Origin of the sequence: Actibacterium mucosum KCTC 23349, from assembly GCF_000647975.1 — a bacterium.
Classification (GTDB): domain Bacteria; phylum Pseudomonadota; class Alphaproteobacteria; order Rhodobacterales; family Rhodobacteraceae; genus Actibacterium; species Actibacterium mucosum.
In genome coordinates this window covers 110,688-132,999 of record NZ_JFKE01000007.1, presented here as the reverse complement: position 1 = coordinate 132,999, position 22,312 = coordinate 110,688, and the positions used below count along the sequence as shown (strand labels likewise).

Here is a 22,312-nt window from a genome sequence, read left to right as displayed (position 1 = left end):
TTACCTCAATGTGTGCCTTCATAGGCTTCTTCGCCGTCGCCAAGGCTGTCGCGATCCAGATACTTCCCTTCGCTTTCCGGCCCCTCGACGAATTCCAGGAACGAGCGATAGAAGAAAGCAACAGAGTGCAGGAACACCAAGGCGGCAAAGATCACCAACAGGATCTTGAACAGGAAATATGCGTCAAAACCGTTTGGCGAGAAGCCGATGGTTTCCACGTTCCAGCGCAGAGCACGCGATTTGGTCAGCAGTTTGTCCAGGCTGTCCGAGGCGGACGGTTTGGGCGTGACCAGGTGGCGCCACATGAAGTACCAGCCATACATCCATGTCAGAACCGCGCCGGGCATCATGAAGACCAGCGCGCCGAACATGTCGATCACCTTCTTGGTGCGATAGCTGACCGCCGAATAGACCAGATCAACGCGCACATGGCCGCCCTGCACAAAGGTGTAGGTGACGCAGAGGCAAACGATAATGGCGTTAAAAAGTTTCAACTCCTCGGCCCACCAGCTGACATCACGTGTCAGCGGCGATCCAAAACCGATGGAGATTTGCGCGGCCGTAAAGATCCGCTGCATGAAGACGATCATGATCTGCTGCAGAACCATCAACAGGCCCGCCCACGCAGCCAGGCGGCCAATGAAGTTGGCAACGGCCTCTAACCCGATGACGCAATTCCACATGAATTGCCGCCGGATGAGACCCGCGATTGTGACCAGCAAAACCACGGTGAAAACGAAAAAGAAGAACTCGATCGAGCCGCCATAGTAGATAAAGCGCATCAGCGCCTGTTTCACTTCGACCGTGCTGATCGACGACACGTTGATTTCACCAACCCAGGCCAACCATTCCGCAGGGTGTGTTACCGCGTAAAAAAAGTTGGAAAAGGCAAGTGCGATGTTCTTAAAAAACCAGACAATTGCGTCCAGCATGACCCCACATCCATCTTGTTATGAGTGGCGGCCCATCCCGCCAAATTATGGGAAAAGACCCCCCGAACGCTGGCCGGGGGGTCTGATGATCCAAGCCCGCGTGGCTTAGCCCAGAACGCGGTCGCGCTGTGCGCGATAAGCGCCGATCGACTGGGTCAACCAGCCCGACGACGACTTCATCGAAGCCTGGTAATCGGCGTAGATCTTGGCGAACAGCTCGTCGCCCAGGAACTCCTCGTAAACCGCTTTCGACGCGTCGGCCATGGCATCCCAAACGCTGTCGGGGAATTCCAGAACCTTCACGCCACCCGCTTTCAGACGCTCCAGCGCCGCACCGTTGTTGTTCAGGTACTGGCTCAGGTTCCAAACGTTGGCGTGACCGGCCGAGATCTCGATCGCAGCTTGCTGCGACGGGGTCAGGCTTTCGAACACTTCGCGGTTGGTGGCCAGGGTCAGACCAGCAGCCGGCTCGTGCATACCAGCAGTGTAGTAGAACTTGGTGATTTCCTGGAAACCAGCCTTTTCGTCCGCCCACGGGCCGATCCACTCGGTGCCGTCGATGGCGCCCGATGCCAGCGCCTGGTACACTTCTGCGCCCGGCAGGTTCTGTACCGAAGCACCCATGTTGCCGATCACGCGGCCGCCCAGGCCGGGCATGCGGAACTTCAGGCCGTTGAAATCTTCGGGGCCAGTGATTTCCTTGCGGAACCAGCCACCAGCCTGCGTACCGGTGTTACCAGCCAGGAACGATTTCAGGCCAAAGATCTCGCCCAGCTCGTCGTGCAGGGCCATACCATTGCCGTGGTAGTACCAGTTGTTCAGCTCGGTCGCGGTCATGCCGAAAGGCACACCGGCGAAGAAGGCAAAGCCCGGATGCTGGTTGATGAAGTAGTAGTCAGCAGCGTGGTACATGTCGGCCTGACCAGCGGTCACAGCGTCAAACACCTCGAATGCACCCACCAGCTCGCCTGCGGCTTTCACTTCAACGGTCAGCGAACCGTCGGTGATGGCGTTGATGTTGTCGGCACTTTTTTGTGCAGCGTCAAACACACCAGCCAGACCACGCCCCCACGAGGTAACCATGGTCAGGGTGCGCTTGCCTTGGGCATAGGCCGGCGCAGCCAGAGTGGTTGCAGCAGCGGCCGAACCGCCCAGTGCAGAAGTTTTTAGAAAAGAACGACGATCCATTATTTTATTCCTCCCAGAATCAAGATGCCCGCATAGCGTGTATGCCACGCCCGGGCGGATCGTTTGCAGTGGCGCCAGCCTAGCGAGGCCCATGCGTAAAGGGGAATACCCACTACCGCGTAGAAACGGATTTAGCGTCAAAAAATTGCGACAATTTTCATCCGTATTTCTACGTAGTTGGCGCCAACAGCGGCATATAATTGGCAAATCGAATCTACCAATGGCCGCCAAAACACCGTATCGATTCGAGGATGTGGCGTGCTTTATCCAATTTCCGCCTGACCTATGGGCAAAAGCTGTTTGTGCTGGCCACGCTGCCGCTGATCCTGGCGGCGGCGGCTATTTCCGTTCTGGTTGCACACCAGTCGCGCCAATTGGCCGAGCGCGAGATCCGGACCCTTGAAAACCAACTGATCGAGGCCAAGCGGGCCGAGCTGCAGAACTATTTGTCACTCGCCCGAACAGCCTTTGTGAACATCTATGGACGCGCCGCCCCCGACGACGAGGCCGCCAAGCTGGAGGTCACGCAAATCCTGTCGTCGATGCTCTACGGGCAAGACGGGTATTTCTTTGTCTTCGACTATGACGGCAACAACCTTGTCAGCCCGCGCCAGACCTATCTGATCGGCAAGAACTGGACCGGTCTGAACGACCTGAACGGCGTGCCGGTCACCGACGAACTGATCCGCATCGCCCGGACCGGCAGTGGCTATCATTCGTTCGACTGGATCAAACCATCGACAACCGAAACCGCGCGCATGGTCGCCTATGTAATCGGCCTGCAGGATTGGCGATGGGCCGTGGGAACTGGCATCTTTATCGACGACGTGCTGGAAACCGTTGCCGCCGCCGAGGCCGAGGTGGAGGCGCGCGTGCAGCGCACCTTCCTTTATATCGGCGGGATCACCATGGGGGCGCTATTGATGGTCTTCATGTCCGGCATGTTCATCAACATCCGCGAACGCCGGCTGGCCGATGCCAAGCTGAAACGCCTGACCCAGCGCGTGTTCGACACCCAGGAAGAGGAACGCAGCCGCGTCGCCCGCGAATTGCATGACAGTATCAGCCAGATCCTTGTCAGCGTCCGCTATGCGCTGGAACTGGCCCAGCGTCGGCTCAATGCCGGGGATGATCGTGCCTCGGAAAGCGTGGACAAGGGTGTTGGCACCCTGAACGGTGCCATCCAGGAGGTTCGACGCATCAGCCGCGACCTGCGCCCCGGCGTTCTGGACGATCTGGGCCTTGCGCCTGCATTGAAGACTTTGGCACATGATTTTGGCCAACGCACGGGCATCGACACGCAATTGGAAACAGTTGTGTTCTCGAACCGACTGGACAAAGACGCCAAGATCGCGCTTTACCGGATTGCACAAGAAGCCCTGACCAATATCGAACGCCACGCCGGCGCAACCAAGGTGGACATCAAGGTTTTTGGCCACCGGGGTGGCGCGACGCTGCGGATCACGGATAATGGCAAGGGGATCGACTGGCGCAACGACCGGACAAATTCCGGCCTGGGCCTGCGCAACATGCAGGAGCGTGCGGAACAGTTGAACGGGACGCTACGCGTGCTCAGCACGCGCGGTGGTGGCGGTACGGTGATCGAGGCGCAAATGCCTCTCAGCCACATGTTGCCGCCGATGCAGAAAACGACGAAGGGGGGAACGGGATGACGGAAAAGGTGCGCGTGATCGTGGTGGACGACCACCCGATGGTTGCCGAGGGGATTCAGGCGCTGCTGGAATCTTATGACGATATCTCGGTGATCGCGACGCTGACCAACGGGCAGGAACTGGTTGACCAGATCGATGACCTGGCCCCCGACGTGGTGCTGCTGGATCTGAACATGCCACAAGTGAACGGCCTTGCCGCGACCGAAATCATCCTCGAACGCCGCCCCGGCACCCGCATCCTGATCCTGTCGATGCATGACAGCTCCGAATATATCGGCACTGCGCTGAACTACGGCGCCTTGGGCTATGTCCTGAAAGACGTCCCCACCGAAGAGATCAAACTGGCCATCGACGAGGTGATGGCCGGCCGCCAATACCTGTGCACAGGCGCCACCGCGGCGCTGGCTCCGCGCACCGCCGATGGGCGCGAGCCGCTGACCAACCGCGAACAGACGATTCTGTTGCAGCTGGCGCAGGGGCTGTCGAACAAAGAGGTGGCGCTGGCGCTGGATATTTCGGTGCGCACGGTTGAAACCCACCGCAAGAACATCAAGCGCAAGCTGGGCATATCCTCCACCGCCGGGCTGACGCGCTATGCGCTGGAACACGGGGTGCTGCAAGGTACAGGCGCCGACGTCTAGCCCAGCTGCAATAACGCCGCCAACGCCCCCTGCCCGCCCTCGCGGAACGTGACCACCCGGCTGTCGGGCGCGCGGATGGCCCAGCCCTCGTCCAGTACCCGCTGCAACAGCGCCGCACCCAGGCTGCCGGCCAGGTGGTACCGGCGCTCGGACCAGTCCAGACAGGCCCGGCAGGTGGGCCGGCGGGCCCTTTCCATCGCTGCCACATCGAACCCCGCCTGCGCGAAAAACGCCCGTCCGGGCGTGCTGAGCGCAATGCCCTGCGACGACGCCGCAAACAACCCGCGCGCGGTCAGAACCTCGTAAATCTCCACCGCCTGCGCGCCGGCCAGGTGGTCATAACACACCCGCGCCGCCCGCAGCGCCGGATCGCGCGGGCCGGTGCGGCTGCGCAGATGACCCTTTTGGGCCGCCAGGCTCATCAACGCCTCCAACGCGCGCTGCACATGCTCATCGGCCAGCCGGAAATAGCGATGCCGCCCCTGGCTGACACCTTCGATCAACCCGGCCTCGGCCATCTGCCGCAAATGGCCCGAGGCGGTGGCCGCGCTGACCCCGGCCTCATACGCCAGCTCGCCCGCCGTCAACGCCTTGCCCGCCATCAACGCGCTCAGCATATTGGCCCGCGCCGGGTCGCCGATCAGCGCACTGAGGCGCGAAATATCCGGTCCTTCTTTCATGGCGTCAGCCTGCGCCTTGCCTTCACGCCCGTCAAACACAAACACTTTGGTCGCCACCGAAACATCCCCGGCGACGACCGCGTTACAACGGCGATGAAAGGAGATCTTCCATGATTACATGCTTCATCCGCTACCAGATCGACCCCGCCAGACCCGAGGCCTTCGCCGAATACGCCCGAAACTGGAACGCCTGCATCCCGCGCAACGGGGCAGACCTTATCGGCTATTTCGGCCCGCACGAAGGCTCGGCCACCACCGCCTATGGCCTCTACAACATCCCTTCGCTGGCGGAATACGAGGCGTACCGCGCCCGGCTTGCCAACGATCCGCTGGGCAAGGAAAACTTTGCATTCGCCCGCAAAGAACGGTTCATTCAGCGCGAGGACCGCATCTTTCTGAAACGCATCTCCGGAACACAGGAACCATGATCACCGTCATCTTCGAACTCACCCCCGGCGAAGGCCAGAAAGACGCCTATCTTGGCCATGCCGCCGATCTGAAGCCACTGCTTGAAAAGGTCCCCGGCTTTATCTCTGTCGAGCGTTTTCAAAGCCTGACAACCCCGGAAAAACTGCTGTCGCTGTCCTTTTGGGAAAGCGAAGAGGCCGTGATCGCATGGCGCAACACGGCCGAACACCGCGCCGCACAATCGGCCGCCCGCGGCGGTGTTCTGGCGGGATATCGTCTGCGCGTGGCGCAGGTGCTGCGCGATTACGGCCACGCGATTCGAGGTGATGTGCCGGAAGACAGCCGGGATGTGCACGATATCTGATCGCCCGCTCTCCTGTTTGTCCGATTGATTACAATTGCGCGCAACTTAAGGATGCAATGTGGCAGGTTACCGCCTGCGGTTTGCTCAAATTGCCCAATCTCGTCGCAGGTTCGTCGCAGGTCGGTCACAATGTCGTACCAATTCCTAAGGCATTGTTTCCGCAATTTCGCGCAGTCCGGTGCGACCTGGCCCCGCCAGACGCACTTTAACAACGCGTGCCAAACGCGGGTCGTGATTGTCGGATGAGAAATGGAGAAGACGACAATGATCGACTTGACGAATGTATCGCGGGTCGCCGCGTTCGGCGCATCAAACACGGATACAGGTAACCTTTACGACCTGACCGGACAGCTTCTGTGGGTTCCGATCCCGGCTGACGATTTGGGCTATCAGCAATCCCATACGAATGGCGATGTGTCTATCGAATACAGCCTGGACTTGTGGGGCATCACCAGCTTCGACAACTATGCTGTGTCGGGTGCACGTGCCTATGGGAAATACCCTTTGCTGTGGTTCCTGATCGAAAGCAACGTGGTCGATTCGCTGAAGTGGAATGCGAATATCGATCTGCTGAACTATGACATCAACCTCGGCGCGCAGGTGGGCCGTTTCCTGTCGGATAATGACGGCGTGGACCTGTCTGACACCATGACGGTTCTGGACATCGGCGTGCTGGACTACGCACGTTACCAGAACGTGTCGACGGAAAATCCGGTTTTGGAAATGTTCATCGTGATGAAGCTTGTCACAGACGAGCTCCGCACCAGTGCGCAGGCCCTTGCCGACGCCGGCGTGGGCACCATTGTCCTGAACTCGATGACCAATCCCAAGTTCATGCCGCGTGGTGACGGCATGACGGAAGGTCAGAAAAGCCTGTTCGACTGGATCGTCAAGAAACACAACACCGAGCTGGAAACCATTGCCGCCGACCTTACGGCCGCTGGCCATAACGTGGTTGTGGTGGATATCCACGCCATCATGGAAGAGATCTATGACGACGCCTCGGCCTTCGGGTTCATCGCGCCGCTGGACCTGTACACGGTGCATGACAATACCGGCGAGGCCCTGTCACAGAACATCGAAGGGTTCGATGACGACCAGGTGGCCTATTACGACGCCACGCATGGCACCACAGCCTATCATGGTGTTGTAGGCGCGTTCGAGGCGAAGGCGCTGACCGCGCATGTCACCATCGACGACGACGCCAACAGCAACATCATCGGCACGGATGAAGATGACCTTGTTCTCGCCAAGGAAGGCCACGACAACATCATCCTCAATGATGGCGACGACGTGGCGCTTGGCGGTCTGGGCAACGACACTGCCAACGGCGGTGCGGGTCGCGATCTGATCAATGGTGGCGCCGGCGATGACGAGCTGGAAGGCGGCGCAGATGCCGACGTTCTTGCGGGTGCCGATGGCGACGATATCCTGCGCGGCGGCGAAGGTCAGGACGTGCTGATCGGCGGTCTGGGCAACAACCAGATGTTCGGCGATGGCGGCGACGACCAGTTCCTGTTTACCCAGGGCACGCTGATCGGCGGCGACAACTCGGGCGTGAACACCATCGATGGCGGCGCCGGTCACGATACGCTGTACCTCGTGCTGGATGGCAATACACGCCTGGAATACGACGTGAATGGCAATGGTGACCTGGCGGCGCTGGCAAGCTCGCTGGGGCTGGACCTGACCAGCATCGAAGAGATCATCCTGCTGGACAGCCGCGCCGATCTGGCCGGTATCACCAGCGACGCCCTGATCCACGAGGCAGACCTTTGGGGCATGATCTAAGCCCCTGCCAACCAAAAACAGGCCCGCGACCCTTGCAGGGGTTGCGGGCCTTTTTGTTTGCCCAGGCCCCATCGCTGGGTCCAATTTGACTTTCGTTTCACCAAATCCGGGCAAATCGGCAACTTTCGCAAAGAAAAATACCACCCGGCGACAGATTATTCACAGCTTTCCCTGTTGACGCCCCGATTGCAGGCACATAATGTCGCCCGCGATACGAAGGAAGCGAAGTAATGACACAGATTCTAGTCGTCGTGGGATTTTGGCGCATGGGCCGGTAACCGGACACCATATTGGTACCCCATGCGCCCTCGGAAATCTCCGGGGGCTTTTTTGTATCGCAAGGCAGACGCGGAAAACACGTGAAGGACGCAAGAGAGAGATGACCAAGTCGATAACCGGCGCGAAGATGGTGGTTCAGGCCCTGAAGGATCAGGGGGTCGAGGTGGTCTTTGGCTACCCCGGCGGTGCCGTCCTGCCGATCTATGACGAAATCTTTCAGCAAAACGACATCCGCCACATCCTGGTGCGCCACGAACAGGCCGCGGTGCATGCCGCCGAGGGCTATGCGCGGTCGACCGGCAAGGTGGGCGTTGTTCTTGTAACCTCGGGGCCCGGCGCCACTAACGCGGTGACCGGCCTGACCGATGCGTTGCTGGATTCGATCCCTCTGGTGGTGCTGACCGGCCAGGTGCCCACCTTCATGATTGGCACCGATGGCTTTCAAGAGGCCGATACCGTGGGCATCACGCGCCCCTGCACCAAGCATAACTGGCTGGTCAAAGACACCGACCGGCTGTCGGGTGTGATCCACGAGGCGTTCCACGTGGCCCGGTCCGGCCGCCCCGGCCCGGTTCTGGTTGATATTCCCAAAGACGTGCAATTCGCATCCGGCAGCTATACCGAGGCGCACGAGGCCGACACGCGCCACTATCAGCCCCGCGTCAAAGGCGACATTGACACGATCACGCAGTTGGTCGAGGCGATGGAAACCGCCGAGCGCCCCGTGTTCTATACCGGCGGCGGCGTGATCAACTCGGGCGACATGGCCACCCAATTGCTGCGTGAACTGGTCGAAGCCACGGGCTTCCCAATCACCTCCACCCTGATGGGACTGGGCTGCTATCCTGCGTCGGGAGACAAATGGCTGGGCATGCTGGGCATGCATGGCCTGTACGAGGCCAACCTGGCCATGCATGGCTGCGACCTGATGATCAATCTGGGCGCGCGGTTCGACGACCGCATCACCGGGCGCACCGCCGATTTCAGCCCGAACTCCACCAAGGCGCATGTGGATATCGACCCCTCATCGATCAACAAGGTGATCCATGTGGATATGCCGATCATCGGCGACATTGCGCATGTGCTGGAAGACGTGCTGCGCGTCTGGAAATCGCGCGGGCGCAAGGTGAACAAGGAAGGTTTGGCCAAATGGTGGGCGCAGATCAACGAGTGGCGTGGCGTCAAATGCCTCGGCTACACCAATTCCGACAAGATCATCAAACCTCAATACGCGCTGGAACGGCTTGAGGCGCTGACCAAAGGCCATGACCGTTACATCACCACCGAGGTGGGCCAGCATCAGATGTGGGCGGCGCAGTATCTGGGCTTCGAAGACCCCAACCGCTGGATGACCTCGGGCGGTCTGGGCACCATGGGCTATGGCTTCCCGGCCTCGATCGGCGTGCAGCTGGCGCATCCCGAAAGCCTTGTGATCAACATCGCGGGCGAGGCCAGCTGGCTGATGAACATGCAGGAAATGGGCACCGCGATCCAGTTCCGCCTGCCGGTGAAACAGTTCATCCTGAACAATGAACGCCTGGGCATGGTGCGCCAGTGGCAGGAACTGCTGCATGGCGAGCGCTACAGCCATTCGTGGTCCGAGGCCCTGCCCGATTTCGTCAAACTGGCCGAGGCCTTTGGCGCCAAGGGCATCTATTGCGACAACCCTGCCGATCTGGACGACGCGATCATGGAGATGATCAACTATGACGGCCCGGTGATCTTTGATTGCCTGGTGGAAAAGCACGAAAACTGCTTCCCCATGATCCCCTCGGGCGCACCGCATAACGAAATGCTGCTGGGCGACGCCAGCACGCAAGACGCCATCGGGTCCTCGGGCGCGGTTTTGGTTTAAGAAAGTCTGATAAATGTCTGCACTACGTATCAAAAAAGGCACGTCCAAGCATTCCGCCTATGATCTGCGCGATCCCAATGCCGAGGTCATGGAAAGCCACACCCTGACCGTTCTGGTCGATAACGAGGCCGGCGTTCTGGCCCGAGTGATCGGCCTGTTCTCCGGTCGTGGCTACAATATCGAAAGCCTCACCGTGGCCGAGGTGGACCATCTGGGCCATCTCAGCCGCATCACCGTGGTCACCACCGGCACGCCCGCCGTGATCGAACAGATCAAGGCGCAGCTGGGCCGCATCGTCCCCGTGCACGAGGTGCATGACCTGACGGTTGAAGGCAGCTCGGTCGAACGCGAACTGGCGCTGTTCAAAGTCACCGGGTCGGGCGACAAACGCATCGAAGCCCTGCGCCTGGCCGAGATCTTTCGCGCCAATGTCGTCGACAGCACGCTGGAAAGCTTCGTGTTCGAGATGACCGGCACGTCCGAGAAAATCGACGCCTTCGCCGAGCTGATGCGCCCGCTGGGCCTGGTGGAAACCGCCCGCACCGGCGTGGCGGCGGTGGCGCGGGGCGCCAGCTAAGCGCCCCTGCCCGGTTATCGGTCGCGCATCTGGATCACCCAGGTCGCGACCACACCGAACAGAACATGCCCCCAGAATGCGACCCATGTGATGCCGGTAAAGCCAAGGAACGGCTTCATACCGGCGATCAGATGCGCCGTGCCGTACAGGGCAAACACCCACAAAACCACACCGTAAACCGCCGACGTCGCCAGCCACGGCACCTGCGGCAGGAACTGTCGGCGCAGCAGTTCAACAATGTAGGCACCCAGCGGATAAGCAATTAACCCGGCGAAATAGTGCAACAACTCGCCACCCGGCCGCCACGTGGCCCCGAACACGGCCTTGATGGACGAATTTGCCAGCCCCACCGGCGCCAGTTTGGCATAACCCAATGCCGGGCTCAGCGCCTGACCAAAGAAATCAAAGGCCAAAAGGGCAAACGCCCCCGCAATCAGGATGGTTTTGCCCGCCTGCGCGGGTTGGATTTGCGATGTATCGGTCATGGTCTGCGCCTTTAAACGGTATAACTTTCATGGGAACAGGTGCGGGCACGCGCTGAAAACCACAACCACCGTCAACGGCCCCGTGACTGTGTGTCAGCCGCTGTCAGGAACTTGAAACATGTGATCGTACGTGAACGCGATGGACCGGCCCATGGCCACGTGCCATTACAGGTTTGACGATCCAACCGAGGTGCAAGCCCCATGACAACTGCCACCCTGCACATGCTTTGCGGCAAAATTGCCGCTGGAAAATCCACCTTGGCCACCAAGCTGGCAACCGCACCGAACACCGTGCTTGTGTCGGAAGATGACTGGCTCGACCCCCTGTTTGGCGACCAGATGACCAGCCCGGCCGACTATGTGGCCTGCGCGGCCAAACTGCGCGCGGCAATGGGGCCGCATGTCGCCACGTTGTTGAATTCAAACATGTCTGTTGTGCTGGATTTCCCCGCCAATACGGTGGAAAACCGCAACTGGATGCGGGGCATTCTTGAAAAGACCGAAGCCAACCATGAATTGCATGTGCTGACCCCGCCGGACGAAGTTTGCATCGCCCGCATGCACGCACGCAACGCGCAGGGTGACCATCCCTTTGCCGCGACCGAGGCGCAGTTTCATCGGTTTTCCAAACATTTTGTGCCGCCTGAACCCAAGGAAGGGTTCAACGTGATCCAATATAATAACGAAATGTAGCTGATTGTTATAAAAAGATAAATTGCCCGCCGCCGCTCCTAGAGAAGGGAACCAATCAGGCTAGGTGCAACCTGAAATGGCAGGTGTTACGGCGACGGGCATAATCTCCCTGACATCCTAATCAAAAACCAGCCGGGAACGGGCTGCTTTCTTCAGGGATTGTGTAAAAATGCTTTCGTTGGGGAAAACACCACTCACAGGAACATCAATTGTTCCAACATCGCGAGCCGTCCCATCGGGGGAGTGCTTTTGGCTATGGAGAACCGTGTGAACCACCGTCAGGCAACGCGACGCGAAATAACGACAAACGCCAAACATGAAGTTCTCCCCAGCAGGACAAAAACGCGATGCCCTATTGGTGCCATGGCCCCGTTATCGCAGCGTTATTGCCGGACAGTTCGTTAAAGCTCTTGGAATCGGGTGGGATCGATCAACCCAGCCCGGCGCATCATGCGCACCGGGTACTTGTCGTCATTCACGAACCGGTCCGGGCTGGTGTCGGCCTCCAGACGTTGCAACCGGGTCACCGCACGGCGCGCTTCGTCAAAACTGTCTTTGCTGGCATGCAGGCCGATCAGGTACCGCAGCGCCGGCCGGTATTTCGGGTTCAGCGCGCGGGCCCGTTCGGCGTGCCGGATGGCAAGGTCGTTTTGGTTCAGCGACACGGCGGTTGTCGCGAACTGAAACTCGGTCCAATACCGAAAGAACGTTTCTTTTGAAAGGCTTATCGCCGTCTTTGCAGCCTGCGCAGCTTCGTCGAAGCGTTCGCAATTCAGCATGACATTGGCCAGCGCGCTCCATGCCATGGGGTTGGAAGGGTTCGCCAGAACGCCCATCCGCGACAGCTCGCCGGCGGTGACCAAATCATCGTCGAAAACCATGCGCGCATGCGCGACCGAGGACAGAACCATCGAGTTCGTGCTTTCCTCGACCATCGCCTTGGCACACAGCTCGTCCGCCTGTGCAGACAGGTCCGCCCGGTTCTTGCCGCCCGATTCGACGAAATCGATCACGGCCAGCTGTGCGCCCATCGCAAGGTACAGACCGCGCGGGCGCAGATCATATGCGGCTTCGAACATCTGGCGCGCCTCTTGCACGCTGCCCGGCAGCATCGAATACATCCGCCGCAACCCGGCCCCGGCGAAATAGTTGGGATCGTTTTCAAGGGTTAGCATGGGCGTTGGGCGGCACAAAAGATCCGTTAACGCCGCGCTGGTGCGATGCGACAAGTTCAGCAGGGCCGCCTCAAAAGGCGCGCCCGGTTCCGGGAAACGCGCAACGGTCGAGGCCGACCACAAGTCGGCACCACCCAGTCCCTGGTACACCGCCACCCGCAATCCGGTCTGGTCCCCGCGCCCGCTGGTTGCCTGAAGCTCCAACACCAACAGATCGCCGCCACGTTCCGCGGCCTCGCTGCGGGTCACCGGCTCGATATCCAGCATCTCGCAAACCGACCGCTGCACGATGTCGCCAAACATCTGCTCTTGTCGGCCAAGGATCGTCCCGCGGTCATTCGAAAACTCCACGACCAACCCGCGCCTGATCTTCTGACGCAGCCGTTGCACGGCAGGGCCGCTGACAAGGTGGGTTTCATCCGCCGGCGGGCTTCCCGAAATACGGGCCACCCGTTCGGCGCTCAGCCAGTGTTCGAATTCCTGATCGCCGACATCCATGCCCTCAAGGAACAGGCCCGTGGTTCCCGGATCCACCAGCACCCGATTGGCGTCCAGCGACACGGTGCTGCGGTTGGCCGACACGATATCGCTGTCGTCACCAAAGGCCTGACGCACCTTGTACAGCGCCTGCCGCAGGCTGTTGGCCCCTTTTTCGGCGGTGCGGTCGCTCCACAACTTGTCTTGCAGCCACGCGCGCTGTCGGGTCATGCGCGGGTCAACCGCAAGCATAGCAATCAGAGCTTGAACTTTTTGGCTGGGCACAACCAATTCGGTGCCATCCGGCGCGACAAGCTCGAACCGACCACCAACTTTCACCGTGTAAACCCGTGTACTCACGGTCTAATCCCGTACCATCTTCCCCTGGGTCAAACTATACACGATTTTTGCGTTTGCATTATTGCATCGTTAATTTTTTCGAAACTGAGTTTTGTTGTTGCCCAGTATTCGTGCACGCTTTGAGCGAATTGTTCTTGCGAAGGGGAAACAGCATGACAAACGGGTTCTTTATCGGCGGCGCCCATGGTGGCGCGCATGGTGGTGCACATGGCGGTGCCCATGGTGGGGCCCACGGCGGTGCGCATGGGGGTGCGCATGGCGGAGCCCACGGTGGCGCGCACGGGGGCGCACATGGCGGGGCACATGGCGCGCATGCTGGGGGACCATCCAGCAGCCTTCTCAGCCTTGCGCTGATCAACAGTCATGACGCAACGGTGGGCTATTGGGATGGCTCCACCACACAGCCCGTGACCCTGAACCACGACAATGACAGCCTGAAATACCTGTCCTCGGCCCGCCGCAGCCAGGTCCTGATTGGCGCTCTGATGTCGCGCTTTTCGGTCGAGCCGCTGACCAATGGTGCATCGGTCAAGCTGGGGAACACCCGGATCGCGGCGCTGACCCGCCCGGATCAGGCATTGTTTCAGCAACAATTGGCCTTTGTACGCACCTATGCCGATCTGCGCAGCGATCGTCAGGCCGAAATCACCGTTCAGATGAGCGACATCATCTCGTTCTATGCCGCCTTCGCCAACCTGAACGGATCGCGCCGCAAATATACTGTCGAACTGCTGCATTTGACGCAATCGGTGGCTGCCATTGTTGAACAGCAGGTCAAGCACCTGTGCCGCGTTGCACGTCCGTCTGACTATGACACGCGCGTGCAGCCGACAATCCAGACACCGGATCACTCCAGCTTCCCATCGGGTCACGCGGTCGAGGCATTTGCTCTTGCCGAGGTCCTGACCGCGTTGATGGCGCCGCAAGGCATGGATCTTGGCCCGGTTCAAAAGCTGGCCCACCGTATTGCCGCCAACCGTATCGTCGCCGGGGTGCATTTTCCGGTTGATAACGCCGCCGGTGCATTGCTGGGTTCGCAGATCGGCAAAGCGCTGATCGCCACGGCAACCGGCTCCGAGGTGCATGATGCCGAATATGCGCAGGGCAGTGTTTGGCTGGATGCCGGAACCGATTTCACCCGCGCGTGGTGGAACGCCAACCAACCGACTGCGCAAGGCACCGGCACTCCGGCGGACGTGGTGGACATGTTCGCCGCCTTCTATGCCGATGCCGTTGCCGAATGGCCCTTGGCCCCAAGCGGGGGCAACTGATGAACGAATCGCCCGTTTTCCATGACACGCCCGACACGCTCAGCGAATACCGTCACTGGTTTCGCCGGGCAAATCGGGACGATCAACCGGATCGCAGCCTTGAAGACGTGCCCTGCACGCTTTTGTCCGGCACATTAGATTTTCTGCAGCGTTTCGAAGCGCTGGCAGATCAGGATGCCAAGGCGCTGTCCGATGCCCAAAGCGTAGACGCCGCATTGTCCGACATTGCGCCCCTGCCCGGCCATTTCGCCAACCTGCCCGACACGTCTGATCTGGACATGATCGTTGCGGTGATCGACACGGACATGCCGCTTGGCCACCGGTCGCTTCGCCACAGCACCACCGGGCGGTCGCGCATTCTTTACCATTGGGAGATGGGCGCGCAGGTCACCCAACCCGGCCCCCGCCTGATGGGGCGCGAGTTTGTGCAGTCACAGATCGACGACATGCTGAACCGCCACAGCGACAACAATGATCCGTTGCAGGCGCTGGACGAGGACGCGTTCAACCGCGACCTCGGTGCGCTGGATCTTGGGCGACTGGTTGGCAATCGTGCCCTGTCTATGCGGCACGCGCATGGCGCGCATATGCTGGACACGGTCGCGGGCACGCCACAGTCCCCGCAAAACCCGGGGCTGTTTGAACAAAAGGTTGGGATAATCACGATCAACATGCCGTCGCGCTGGCAATTTGGCGAAGGGGGCGAGTTTCTGGATGCCTTCATGCTGCGTGCTGTCGTGCGGTTGTACCAGGTGCTGCGCGCGTTGCGTCGTCGTCACTCAAATCAGGTGAAGCCCCTGCCCTGCGTCGCCAGCATGGCCTTTGGCCGACAGGCCGGCGCCAAGCGGTATGACTATGATCCCTTCGCATGGTTGTTGGAACATCTGGCCAACCGCCAAGGCGGCGACGATGCGCGGTTTGATCTGATCCTGCCGGTCGGCAACGACAATCTGGACCGCGTCACCGCGCGCCACGTTTTGCAACCGGGCGAAAGCATGCAGGTTGATTGGCGCATGATGCCGGGCGATCAGTCCGACAACTATCTGGAGGCATGGGCCGAACCGCTGACCTCCGGGACCACGCCGGTCTTTGCGGTGAACCTTGTGCCCTTTGGCGCTCCGGACAGCGCGGCGCACCACCTGCCGGCGCGGGGTCAGTATTTTGACGCCTTCTCGGACCAAGGCAAGGTCGGCGCGCGGGTCTATCGCCTGAACCCCCGCCGTCCGGGCGCGCCACCGATCGACAGCATCTGCGGTTACCTCTTTGCCGCCGGCCCCACCGACCCGCGCAATGACAGCCTGGCCACCGTACCGCCGGGGCGGTGGAAGGTGATGCTGCAAAACCCGGGTCAGCATGCGATTCAGGTCAACCTGTCCGTGCAAACCGATCAGTCCGTGATGCCTGTGGCCAATGTCTCGGGGCGCTCATATCTGGATGACCCGACCTACCGCCTGTTCGATGACGAAGGACGCGCGGTGGATTCGGTGCGCCATGATCGGACCACCGGATGGCAGCTGACCGACAATTCCACCGGCACCCGTCGACGCGGCACGATCAACGCCGCTGCCAGCCAGAACTACAGCGCCGTGGTCGGCGGTTATCGCGCCTCGGACGGCAAACCCGCCGCCTATTCCGCAACCGGCGCCGATGCGCTGTATGACAATGGGCGCGAGGCCCCCACGGCCCTGATGCCTACCGACGATTCCGTGGCCATGGCCGGCACCCTGTCGGCCGGGTCCGCGGATGGCAGCCGCGTGGCGATGCGCGGCACCAGCTTTGCCTCATCCAAGGCCACGCGCCTTGTGGCCGAGACATGGCTGACACAGCCGACCAGCCGCAACCTGTCCGCGGCCGAAGTGCTGGGCCAAGCCGCCACAGCCACAGAGAACGGCCCAAATCCGTTTACCGCGGCTTATGACCCGTCCAATCCCGGTGACGGCAAACCCAAACTTGGCGGGGGCCGCACTGTTGGCCCCGCCTATTTTTCGCGCACCCCGGACGGGCTGGAACGGCGCGCGCCCCTACCCCCTGCTGTTGTCGCAAGTTGAGGCACCGGCAAGGCAGAACCTGACGAGCAGACAGGCGGCCATGTTGCCCCCGTGATATGGCCGCCGCATTTTTTGAACTCCGACTATACAGTGATTTTTTTGGCAACATTATTCTCTCAAGGACATCCCATGTTACCGCACGCATTCGATGCTGCCTGGCAACAAACCCGCGACATCCTTTTTACCGCTTTGGGGCTGAACCTTGCCGCCCTGAACGCCGCGCCGCCGGGGTCTTCCGCGGCGCTGAGTTTTTCGCGGAACATCGATCAGATCCTGGCCGACATCCAAACCCACGCGCTGACCGGTATGGCCGATGAAGGCCCTGCCGCCGACCATGCCTCGCGCCTTGCCGACAACGCGCAGGAGGCCGTCAACCACGCCTATTGCATCCAGAACACCGTTTCGACCGAGGCCAACCTGACCGAGCTGACCTGCCGTATGGCACATCTGGTACAGCGCTTCGCAAGCATTTGAAATTACGCAAAGAAAATGGGGCACCCGAAGGTGCCCCAGTCTAGCTGATCAGGCTCATCGTTGGTACCGCCCGGTTTATTTGCCTGCGGCCTGATCCGCATCAGGGGCGAGCGCACCCGCCCCAGAAGCCCTTAGGAACAACCCGACGTTGCCCCGCAGGTATTACATTTCATGCAGGTGCCGTTGCGCACCAAGGTGTAGTTGCCGCAATCGCCGCATGCCTCACCCTCGTATCCCTGCATCTTCGCTTTCGTACGTGCATCCATCGATATGGTGCTGGCCGCAACGCTGGTTGGATCGCCGGTTTCGGGCACCAGCGTTTGCAGCGCGCTCACCGGATCCGCAGTCCCGCTCAGCGCCGTCGCCCCGGCCGAGCCGCCGCCCTGCAGCACCACCAGCTCCTGCGGCATGCGCTTGCGCAGATACCCGGTCGAGCTGATCTGTTTGAGAACTTCCAACGACTTGCTGGCACCATTGTCCGACAACTCCTTGATATTGCTCACACCTTCTTCCTCGCCGCGGCCGATGTCGTCAAAGGACGCGCCTTCGGGTTTGACATGGGCCAGGTCGGTCCGGTCCAGATAGCTGACAGCCAATTCGCGGAAGATGTAATCCAGGATCGACGTGGCGTTCTTGATGTTGTCGTTGCCCTGCACCATGCCGGCGGGTTCAAACTTGGTGAAGGTGAAGGCATCCACGAACTCTTCCAGCGGCACGCCGTATTGCAGCCCCACCGACACCGCGATGGCGAAGTTGTTCATCATCGCCCGGAAACCCGCGCCCTCCTTGTGCATGTCGATGAAGATTTCGCCCAGCGACCCGTCCTCGTATTCGCCGGTATGCAGGTACACTTTGTGCCCCCCCACAACCGCCTTCTGCGCATATCCTTTGCGGCGCGACGGCATCTTTTCACGGCCCCGGGCGACTTCCTTGACCACGATCTTCTCGACAATTTTTTCGGCCAACACCGCGGCTTTTTCCTGCGGAGCCCCCGTTTCCAGGATCTCGGCAGCCTCGTCGTCATCCTCCACCAGCGCGGCCGCGAGAGGTTGGCTCAGCTTCGAGCCGTCGCGATACAGCGCATTGGCCTTCACACCCAGCGACCAGCTCAGCTCATACGCCTTCTGGCAATCCTCGATCGTCGCGTCATTGGGCATGTTGATCGTCTTCGAGATCGCGCCCGAGATAAACGATTGCGCGGCGGCCATCATGGTGATGTGGCTGTTCACGCTCAGGAACCGTTTGCCCTTCTTTCCGCACGGGTTGGCACAGTCGAACACGGCGTAATGGGCCGGGCTCAGATGCGGCGCGCCTTCCAGCGTCATCGTCCCGCAGACATGGTCGTTTGCGGCCTCGATATCAGCCTTGGAAAAGCCCAGATGCGCCAGCAGGTCAAAGGTCGGATCATTCAGCTTGTCCGCCGGGATCCCCAGCGCGCCGGTGCAGAACTCCTCGCCCAGCGTCCATTGGTTGAACACGAACCGGATGTCGAAGGCTGACGGCAGCGCGGCTTCGATCTTGTCCAGCTCGTTCTGGCCAAAGCCGTGCCCGATCAGCGCGGTGTGGTTGATGCGCGGGGCGTTGCCCAGCGTGCCGTGCCCCACCGCATAGCTGACAATCTCTTCGATCTGCGCACTGCCATAGCCCAGCGTTTCCAGCGCAGACGGCACAGACCGGTTGATGATCTTGAAGTAACCGCCACCGGCCAGCTTCTTGAACTTCACCAGCGCAAAGTCGGGCTCGATCCCGGTGGTATCGCAATCCATCACCAGACCAATGGTGCCCGTGGGCGCGATCACGGTGGATTGCGCGTTGCGGAACCCGTTCTTTTCACCCAGCTTCAGCACCTCGTCCCAAGCCGACTTGGCCAACCCAACCAGGTCGCTGTCAGGGCAGTTCTTGTGGTCCAGCGGCACCGGCTTCACCTGCAGGTCTTCGTAGCCATCGGTTTTGCCATATGCGGCGTTGCGATGGTTACGCATCACCCGCAGCATGTGCTTGGCGTTGCGTTTATAACCCGGGAACGGGCCCAGCTCGCCCGCAATCTCGGCCGAGGTCGCATAGCTCACACCGGTCATCAGCGCGGTCAGCGCGCCACACAGCGCCCGGCCCTCGTCGCTGTCATAGCTCAGGCCCATATTCATCAGCAGACCGCCGATATTGGCATAGCCCAGCCCCAGCGTGCGGAAATCATAGCTCAGCTGCGCAATCTCTTTCGACGGGAACTGCGCCATCATCACGCTGATTTCCAGCGTCACCGTCCACAGGCGCGAGGCGTGCATGTAATCCTCGGCCGCGAACTTGCCATCCTTGAAGAAGGTCAGCAGGTTCATCGACGCCAGGTTACAGGCCGTGTCGTCCAGGAACATGTATTCCGAACAAGGGTTCGACCCGCGGATCTCGCCGTCTTCCGGGCAGGTATGCCAAGCGTTGACCGTGTCGTGATACTGGATGCCCGGATCCGCGCAGGCCCAGGCGGCGTGGCCAACCTGTTCCCACAGATCGCGGGCTTTGATCGTCTTGGCCACCTTGCCATCGGTGCGGCGCACCAGCTCCCAGTCGGCGTCGTCCTCGACCGCCTTCAGGAAGGCGTCGGTCACCCGGATCGAGTTGTTCGAGTTCTGGCCCGACACGGTGGCATAGGCCTCGCTGTCCCAATCCGTGTCATAGGTCGGGAACTCGATGCTGCTGTACCCCTGACGCGCATAGTCCAGCACACGTTTCACGTAAGTCTCGGGGATGGATACCTTTTTCGCCTTGCGAATGGCGGTTTTCAGCTGCGCGTTGGCCTTGGGATCATAGGCATCTTCTTCTTTGCCGTCCCAGCCGCCAATAGCCGCGAAGATGTCGTTCAGATGCGCCTCGTGCACCTTGGACCCGGCCACAAGGCTGGCCACTTTCTGCTCTTCCTTGACCTTCCAGTTGATGAATTCCTCAACATCCGGGTGGTCAGCGTCGCAGATTACCATCTTGGCGGCGCGGCGCGTGGTGCCGCCCGATTTGATCGCGCCCGCGGCCCGGTCACCGATCCGCAGAAAGCCCATCAGGCCGCTCGATTTACCGCCACCCGAAAGCGCCTCGCCTTCGGCGCGCAGCGACGAGAAATTGGTGCCCGTGCCCGAGCCGTATTTGAACAGGCGCGCTTCGCGCACCCACAGATCCATGATGCCGCCTTCGCTGACCAGATCGTCGGCGACGGACTGAATGAAACAGGCATGTGGCTGCGGGTGTTCATAGGCCGATTTCGACTTGGTCAGCTTGCCCGACTTGTAGTCCACATAATAATGCCCCTGCCCAGGTCCATCGATGCCATAGGCCCAGTGCAGGCCGGTGTTGAACCACTGCGGGCTGTTGGGCGCGGCGCGCTGGGTGGCCAGCATGTGGCGCATCTCGTCGAAATAGGCACGCGCGTCGGCCTCGGTGGTGAAGTAACCACCCTTCCAGCCCCAATAGGCCCAGGCACCCGCCAGACGATCAAACACCTGCTTGGAAGAGGTCTCGCCGCCAAAACGATCGTCTTCGGGCAAGTCCGCCAGCGCCTTCTCGTCGGGAACCGAGCGCCACAGGAACTCGGGCACGTCCTTTTCACGCACCTTTTTCAGGCGCGCGGGCACACCGGCCTTGCGAAAATACTTCTGCGCGATGACGTCGCTTGCCACCTGGCTCCAGCTGGCCGGCACTTCAACATTCTCCAGCGAGAAGACGATGGTGCCGTCCGGGTTGCGAATCTCAGAGGACGTATTGGTGAATTCCAGTCCACCATATGCGCCTTTGGAATCTGTCGTGAATTTGCGTTCGATCTTCATTGTCTGCCCCGTCGCAATTCTTTTGAATGTCCAGCAGGCCATTGGCAGCCCGCATTCGAATTTCGTGCCGGGCGTGCAGGGAAAAACGCGCCTACATCGTTGAAATCGCTCAACGAAGCTGGCCGGCAAAGCGCCGGTTTTCGCATTTCAGAAGGTGTGACCCCGTCCCTGCCCAGCGACACTAAATGTTGTGTTGCGACGCCCGGCTCATACAAATTGGCGTAGATATAGGGGACAGGTCAACGGAAAAAACTACGATAATTTGCGAATTTTTAGGTTGACCGGGCCTCTCTTTCGAACATCGTTCGCAGAGCATTGATTCATTTTTGCGACAAACGCGTTAACAATATGTGGAATGGTCGGGCGCAGCGCCAACCATATATGGTAGATACGGAATTTGGGGCAAAATCTCTGTCCTTTCAAAACAGCGTCACCCGAAATCTGCGCCCCTTGGTAACAAAGCTTAAAACTGTGTGCGGATTCTGCATCGCTGAACCGGGCAACTCTGGCGACATATCAATTTCGCATCCGGTCGCCTGGCGGTGTGGCGCGAAGAATAACATACCAGATTTAGAATCAAGGCGGCCGTCGCTGCCGATCGGGCGTGCCCGGCGATGGGATCACCAAGTCGGCGGTTGTTGTTCGGAAACTGCCGCTGATCCGGGCGCCGGCAGCGGGGTCAAAGTTTAAACTTCGCCAAAAGACGCGGTACAAAGTTTAAAGACAAGTTGGAAGAATGGTCGGGACGGCAAGATTCGAACTTGCGACCTACGGTACCCAAAACCGGTTCATGTCGCTGAAAAAGAAAGGTATTTTTGTAAACTTTGCCCAATACGGCGATAATGAAAACAATGGCTTACAGGTCATTTGTAAACTAGATTTCAAGCCATGATCACGCGAACCGTCGCCACCTACGAACCACCGATTGTCGAGATCCGTTGCGATACATGCGGCCGCCACGGCCGCTATGCGCGCGAGCGGTTCGCAGAAATCGTTGATCCTGACACGCCGTTGCCAGAGGCGCTGACACGGATCGCGCGGCATTCTGGGTGCGAGGAGCGGCGGCCAGGCGCGCATGACATGCATGCACCCTGCAGGCCCTACTTTGTCGGGAGGGCCTAGAACCACACCAATT

The 22,312-nt window shown here is 60.2% G+C and carries 17 protein-coding genes; 11 read left to right on the top strand and 6 right to left on the bottom strand.

The genetic code is table 11. From position 1 onward, the window contains the following. Positions 1 to 5 precede the first annotated feature (5 nt). Both ACMU_RS15750 and ACMU_RS15745 read right to left on the bottom strand, forming a co-directional pair. A complete protein-coding gene (locus ACMU_RS15750; RefSeq protein ID WP_035261387.1) occupies positions 6 to 932 on the bottom strand; it encodes a TRAP transporter small permease subunit in 927 nt (308 codons plus the stop codon). A 105-nt stretch (positions 933 to 1,037) separates the two neighbouring features. Next, positions 1,038 to 2,120, bottom strand: coding sequence for a TRAP transporter substrate-binding protein (locus ACMU_RS15745; RefSeq protein WP_035261385.1), 1,083 nt, complete (start codon positions 2,118 to 2,120; stop codon positions 1,038 to 1,040). Between the two features lie 251 nt (positions 2,121 to 2,371). On the opposite strand from ACMU_RS15745, the gene ACMU_RS15740 reads away from it, so the two are divergent. Together ACMU_RS15740 and ACMU_RS15735 are read left to right on the top strand one after the other, a co-directional pair. Then, positions 2,372 to 3,793, top strand: coding sequence for a cache domain-containing protein (locus ACMU_RS15740; RefSeq protein ID WP_035261383.1), 1,422 nt, complete (start codon positions 2,372 to 2,374; stop codon positions 3,791 to 3,793). Then, on the top strand, positions 3,790 to 4,434 hold the full coding sequence (locus ACMU_RS15735) for a response regulator (RefSeq protein ID WP_035261381.1): 645 nt from the start codon (positions 3,790 to 3,792) through the stop codon (positions 4,432 to 4,434). The genes ACMU_RS15740 and ACMU_RS15735 overlap by 4 nt, the downstream gene beginning before the upstream one ends. Here the strand turns inward: ACMU_RS15735 and ACMU_RS15730 are convergent. Then, positions 4,431 to 5,171, bottom strand: a complete 741-nt coding sequence (locus ACMU_RS15730; protein WP_328286662.1) for an ArsR/SmtB family transcription factor — start codon at positions 5,169 to 5,171, stop codon at positions 4,431 to 4,433. The two genes, ACMU_RS15735 and ACMU_RS15730, sit on opposite strands and share 4 nt — an antisense overlap. Positions 5,172 to 5,224: 53 nt before the next feature. Between ACMU_RS15730 and ACMU_RS15725 the strand changes: the two genes are divergently transcribed. The 5 genes from ACMU_RS15725 (at position 5,225) to ilvN (ending at position 10,388) form a co-directional block, all read left to right on the top strand. After that, complete coding sequence (locus tag ACMU_RS15725) at positions 5,225 to 5,542, top strand: NIPSNAP family protein (protein ID WP_035261379.1); 318 nt, start codon at positions 5,225 to 5,227, stop codon at positions 5,540 to 5,542. Next, on the top strand, positions 5,539 to 5,886 hold the full coding sequence (locus ACMU_RS15720) for an antibiotic biosynthesis monooxygenase family protein (protein WP_035261377.1): 348 nt from the start codon (positions 5,539 to 5,541) through the stop codon (positions 5,884 to 5,886). Before ACMU_RS15725 ends, ACMU_RS15720 begins: the two co-directional genes overlap by 4 nt. 264 nt (positions 5,887 to 6,150) lie before the next feature. Further along, positions 6,151 to 7,677, top strand: a complete 1,527-nt coding sequence (locus tag ACMU_RS18910) for an SGNH/GDSL hydrolase family protein (protein ID WP_161635693.1) — start codon at positions 6,151 to 6,153, stop codon at positions 7,675 to 7,677. A gap of 379 nt (positions 7,678 to 8,056) precedes the next feature. Next, a complete protein-coding gene (locus tag ACMU_RS15710; RefSeq protein WP_035261374.1) occupies positions 8,057 to 9,811 on the top strand; it encodes an acetolactate synthase 3 large subunit in 1,755 nt (584 codons plus the stop codon). Between the two features lie 13 nt (positions 9,812 to 9,824). After that, positions 9,825 to 10,388: an acetolactate synthase small subunit gene (gene ilvN / locus ACMU_RS15705; protein WP_035261371.1), complete on the top strand. Its 564-nt coding sequence runs from the start codon at positions 9,825 to 9,827 to the stop codon at positions 10,386 to 10,388. Between the two features lie 14 nt (positions 10,389 to 10,402). Here the strand turns inward: ilvN and ACMU_RS15700 are convergent, their stop codons facing one another. Continuing rightward, the gene (locus ACMU_RS15700) at positions 10,403 to 10,873 is read right to left on the bottom strand and encodes a hypothetical protein (RefSeq protein WP_035261368.1); all 471 of its coding nucleotides are present in this window, start codon (positions 10,871 to 10,873) and stop codon (positions 10,403 to 10,405) included. A gap of 201 nt (positions 10,874 to 11,074) precedes the next feature. Here ACMU_RS15700 and ACMU_RS15695 point away from each other — a divergent pair, with 201 nt between their 5' ends. After that, on the top strand, positions 11,075 to 11,566 hold the full coding sequence (locus ACMU_RS15695; protein WP_035261366.1) for an AAA family ATPase: 492 nt from the start codon (positions 11,075 to 11,077) through the stop codon (positions 11,564 to 11,566). A gap of 401 nt (positions 11,567 to 11,967) precedes the next feature. Here the strand turns inward: ACMU_RS15695 and ACMU_RS15690 are convergent, their stop codons facing one another. Next, a complete protein-coding gene (locus ACMU_RS15690) occupies positions 11,968 to 13,578 on the bottom strand; it encodes a hypothetical protein (protein ID WP_152544647.1) in 1,611 nt (536 codons plus the stop codon). A 152-nt stretch (positions 13,579 to 13,730) separates the two neighbouring features. On the opposite strand from ACMU_RS15690, the gene ACMU_RS18905 reads away from it, so the two are divergent. The 3 genes from ACMU_RS18905 (at position 13,731) to ACMU_RS18900 (ending at position 17,371) form a co-directional block, all read left to right on the top strand. Further along, positions 13,731 to 14,849, top strand: coding sequence for a phosphatase PAP2 family protein (locus tag ACMU_RS18905; RefSeq protein ID WP_051588386.1), 1,119 nt, complete (start codon positions 13,731 to 13,733; stop codon positions 14,847 to 14,849). Continuing rightward, positions 14,849 to 16,897, top strand: coding sequence for a hypothetical protein (locus ACMU_RS15680; RefSeq protein ID WP_152544646.1), 2,049 nt, complete (start codon positions 14,849 to 14,851; stop codon positions 16,895 to 16,897). The genes ACMU_RS18905 and ACMU_RS15680 overlap by 1 nt, the downstream gene beginning before the upstream one ends. Before the next feature lie 129 nt (positions 16,898 to 17,026). Further along, positions 17,027 to 17,371: a hypothetical protein gene (locus ACMU_RS18900; RefSeq protein ID WP_051588385.1), complete on the top strand. Its 345-nt coding sequence runs from the start codon at positions 17,027 to 17,029 to the stop codon at positions 17,369 to 17,371. Positions 17,372 to 17,502: 131 nt separating this feature from the next. On the opposite strand, the gene ACMU_RS15670 is transcribed toward ACMU_RS18900, so the two are convergent. After that, on the bottom strand, positions 17,503 to 21,177 hold the full coding sequence (locus tag ACMU_RS15670) for a vitamin B12-dependent ribonucleotide reductase (protein ID WP_035261358.1): 3,675 nt from the start codon (positions 21,175 to 21,177) through the stop codon (positions 17,503 to 17,505). Positions 21,178 to 22,312 lie beyond the last annotated feature (1,135 nt).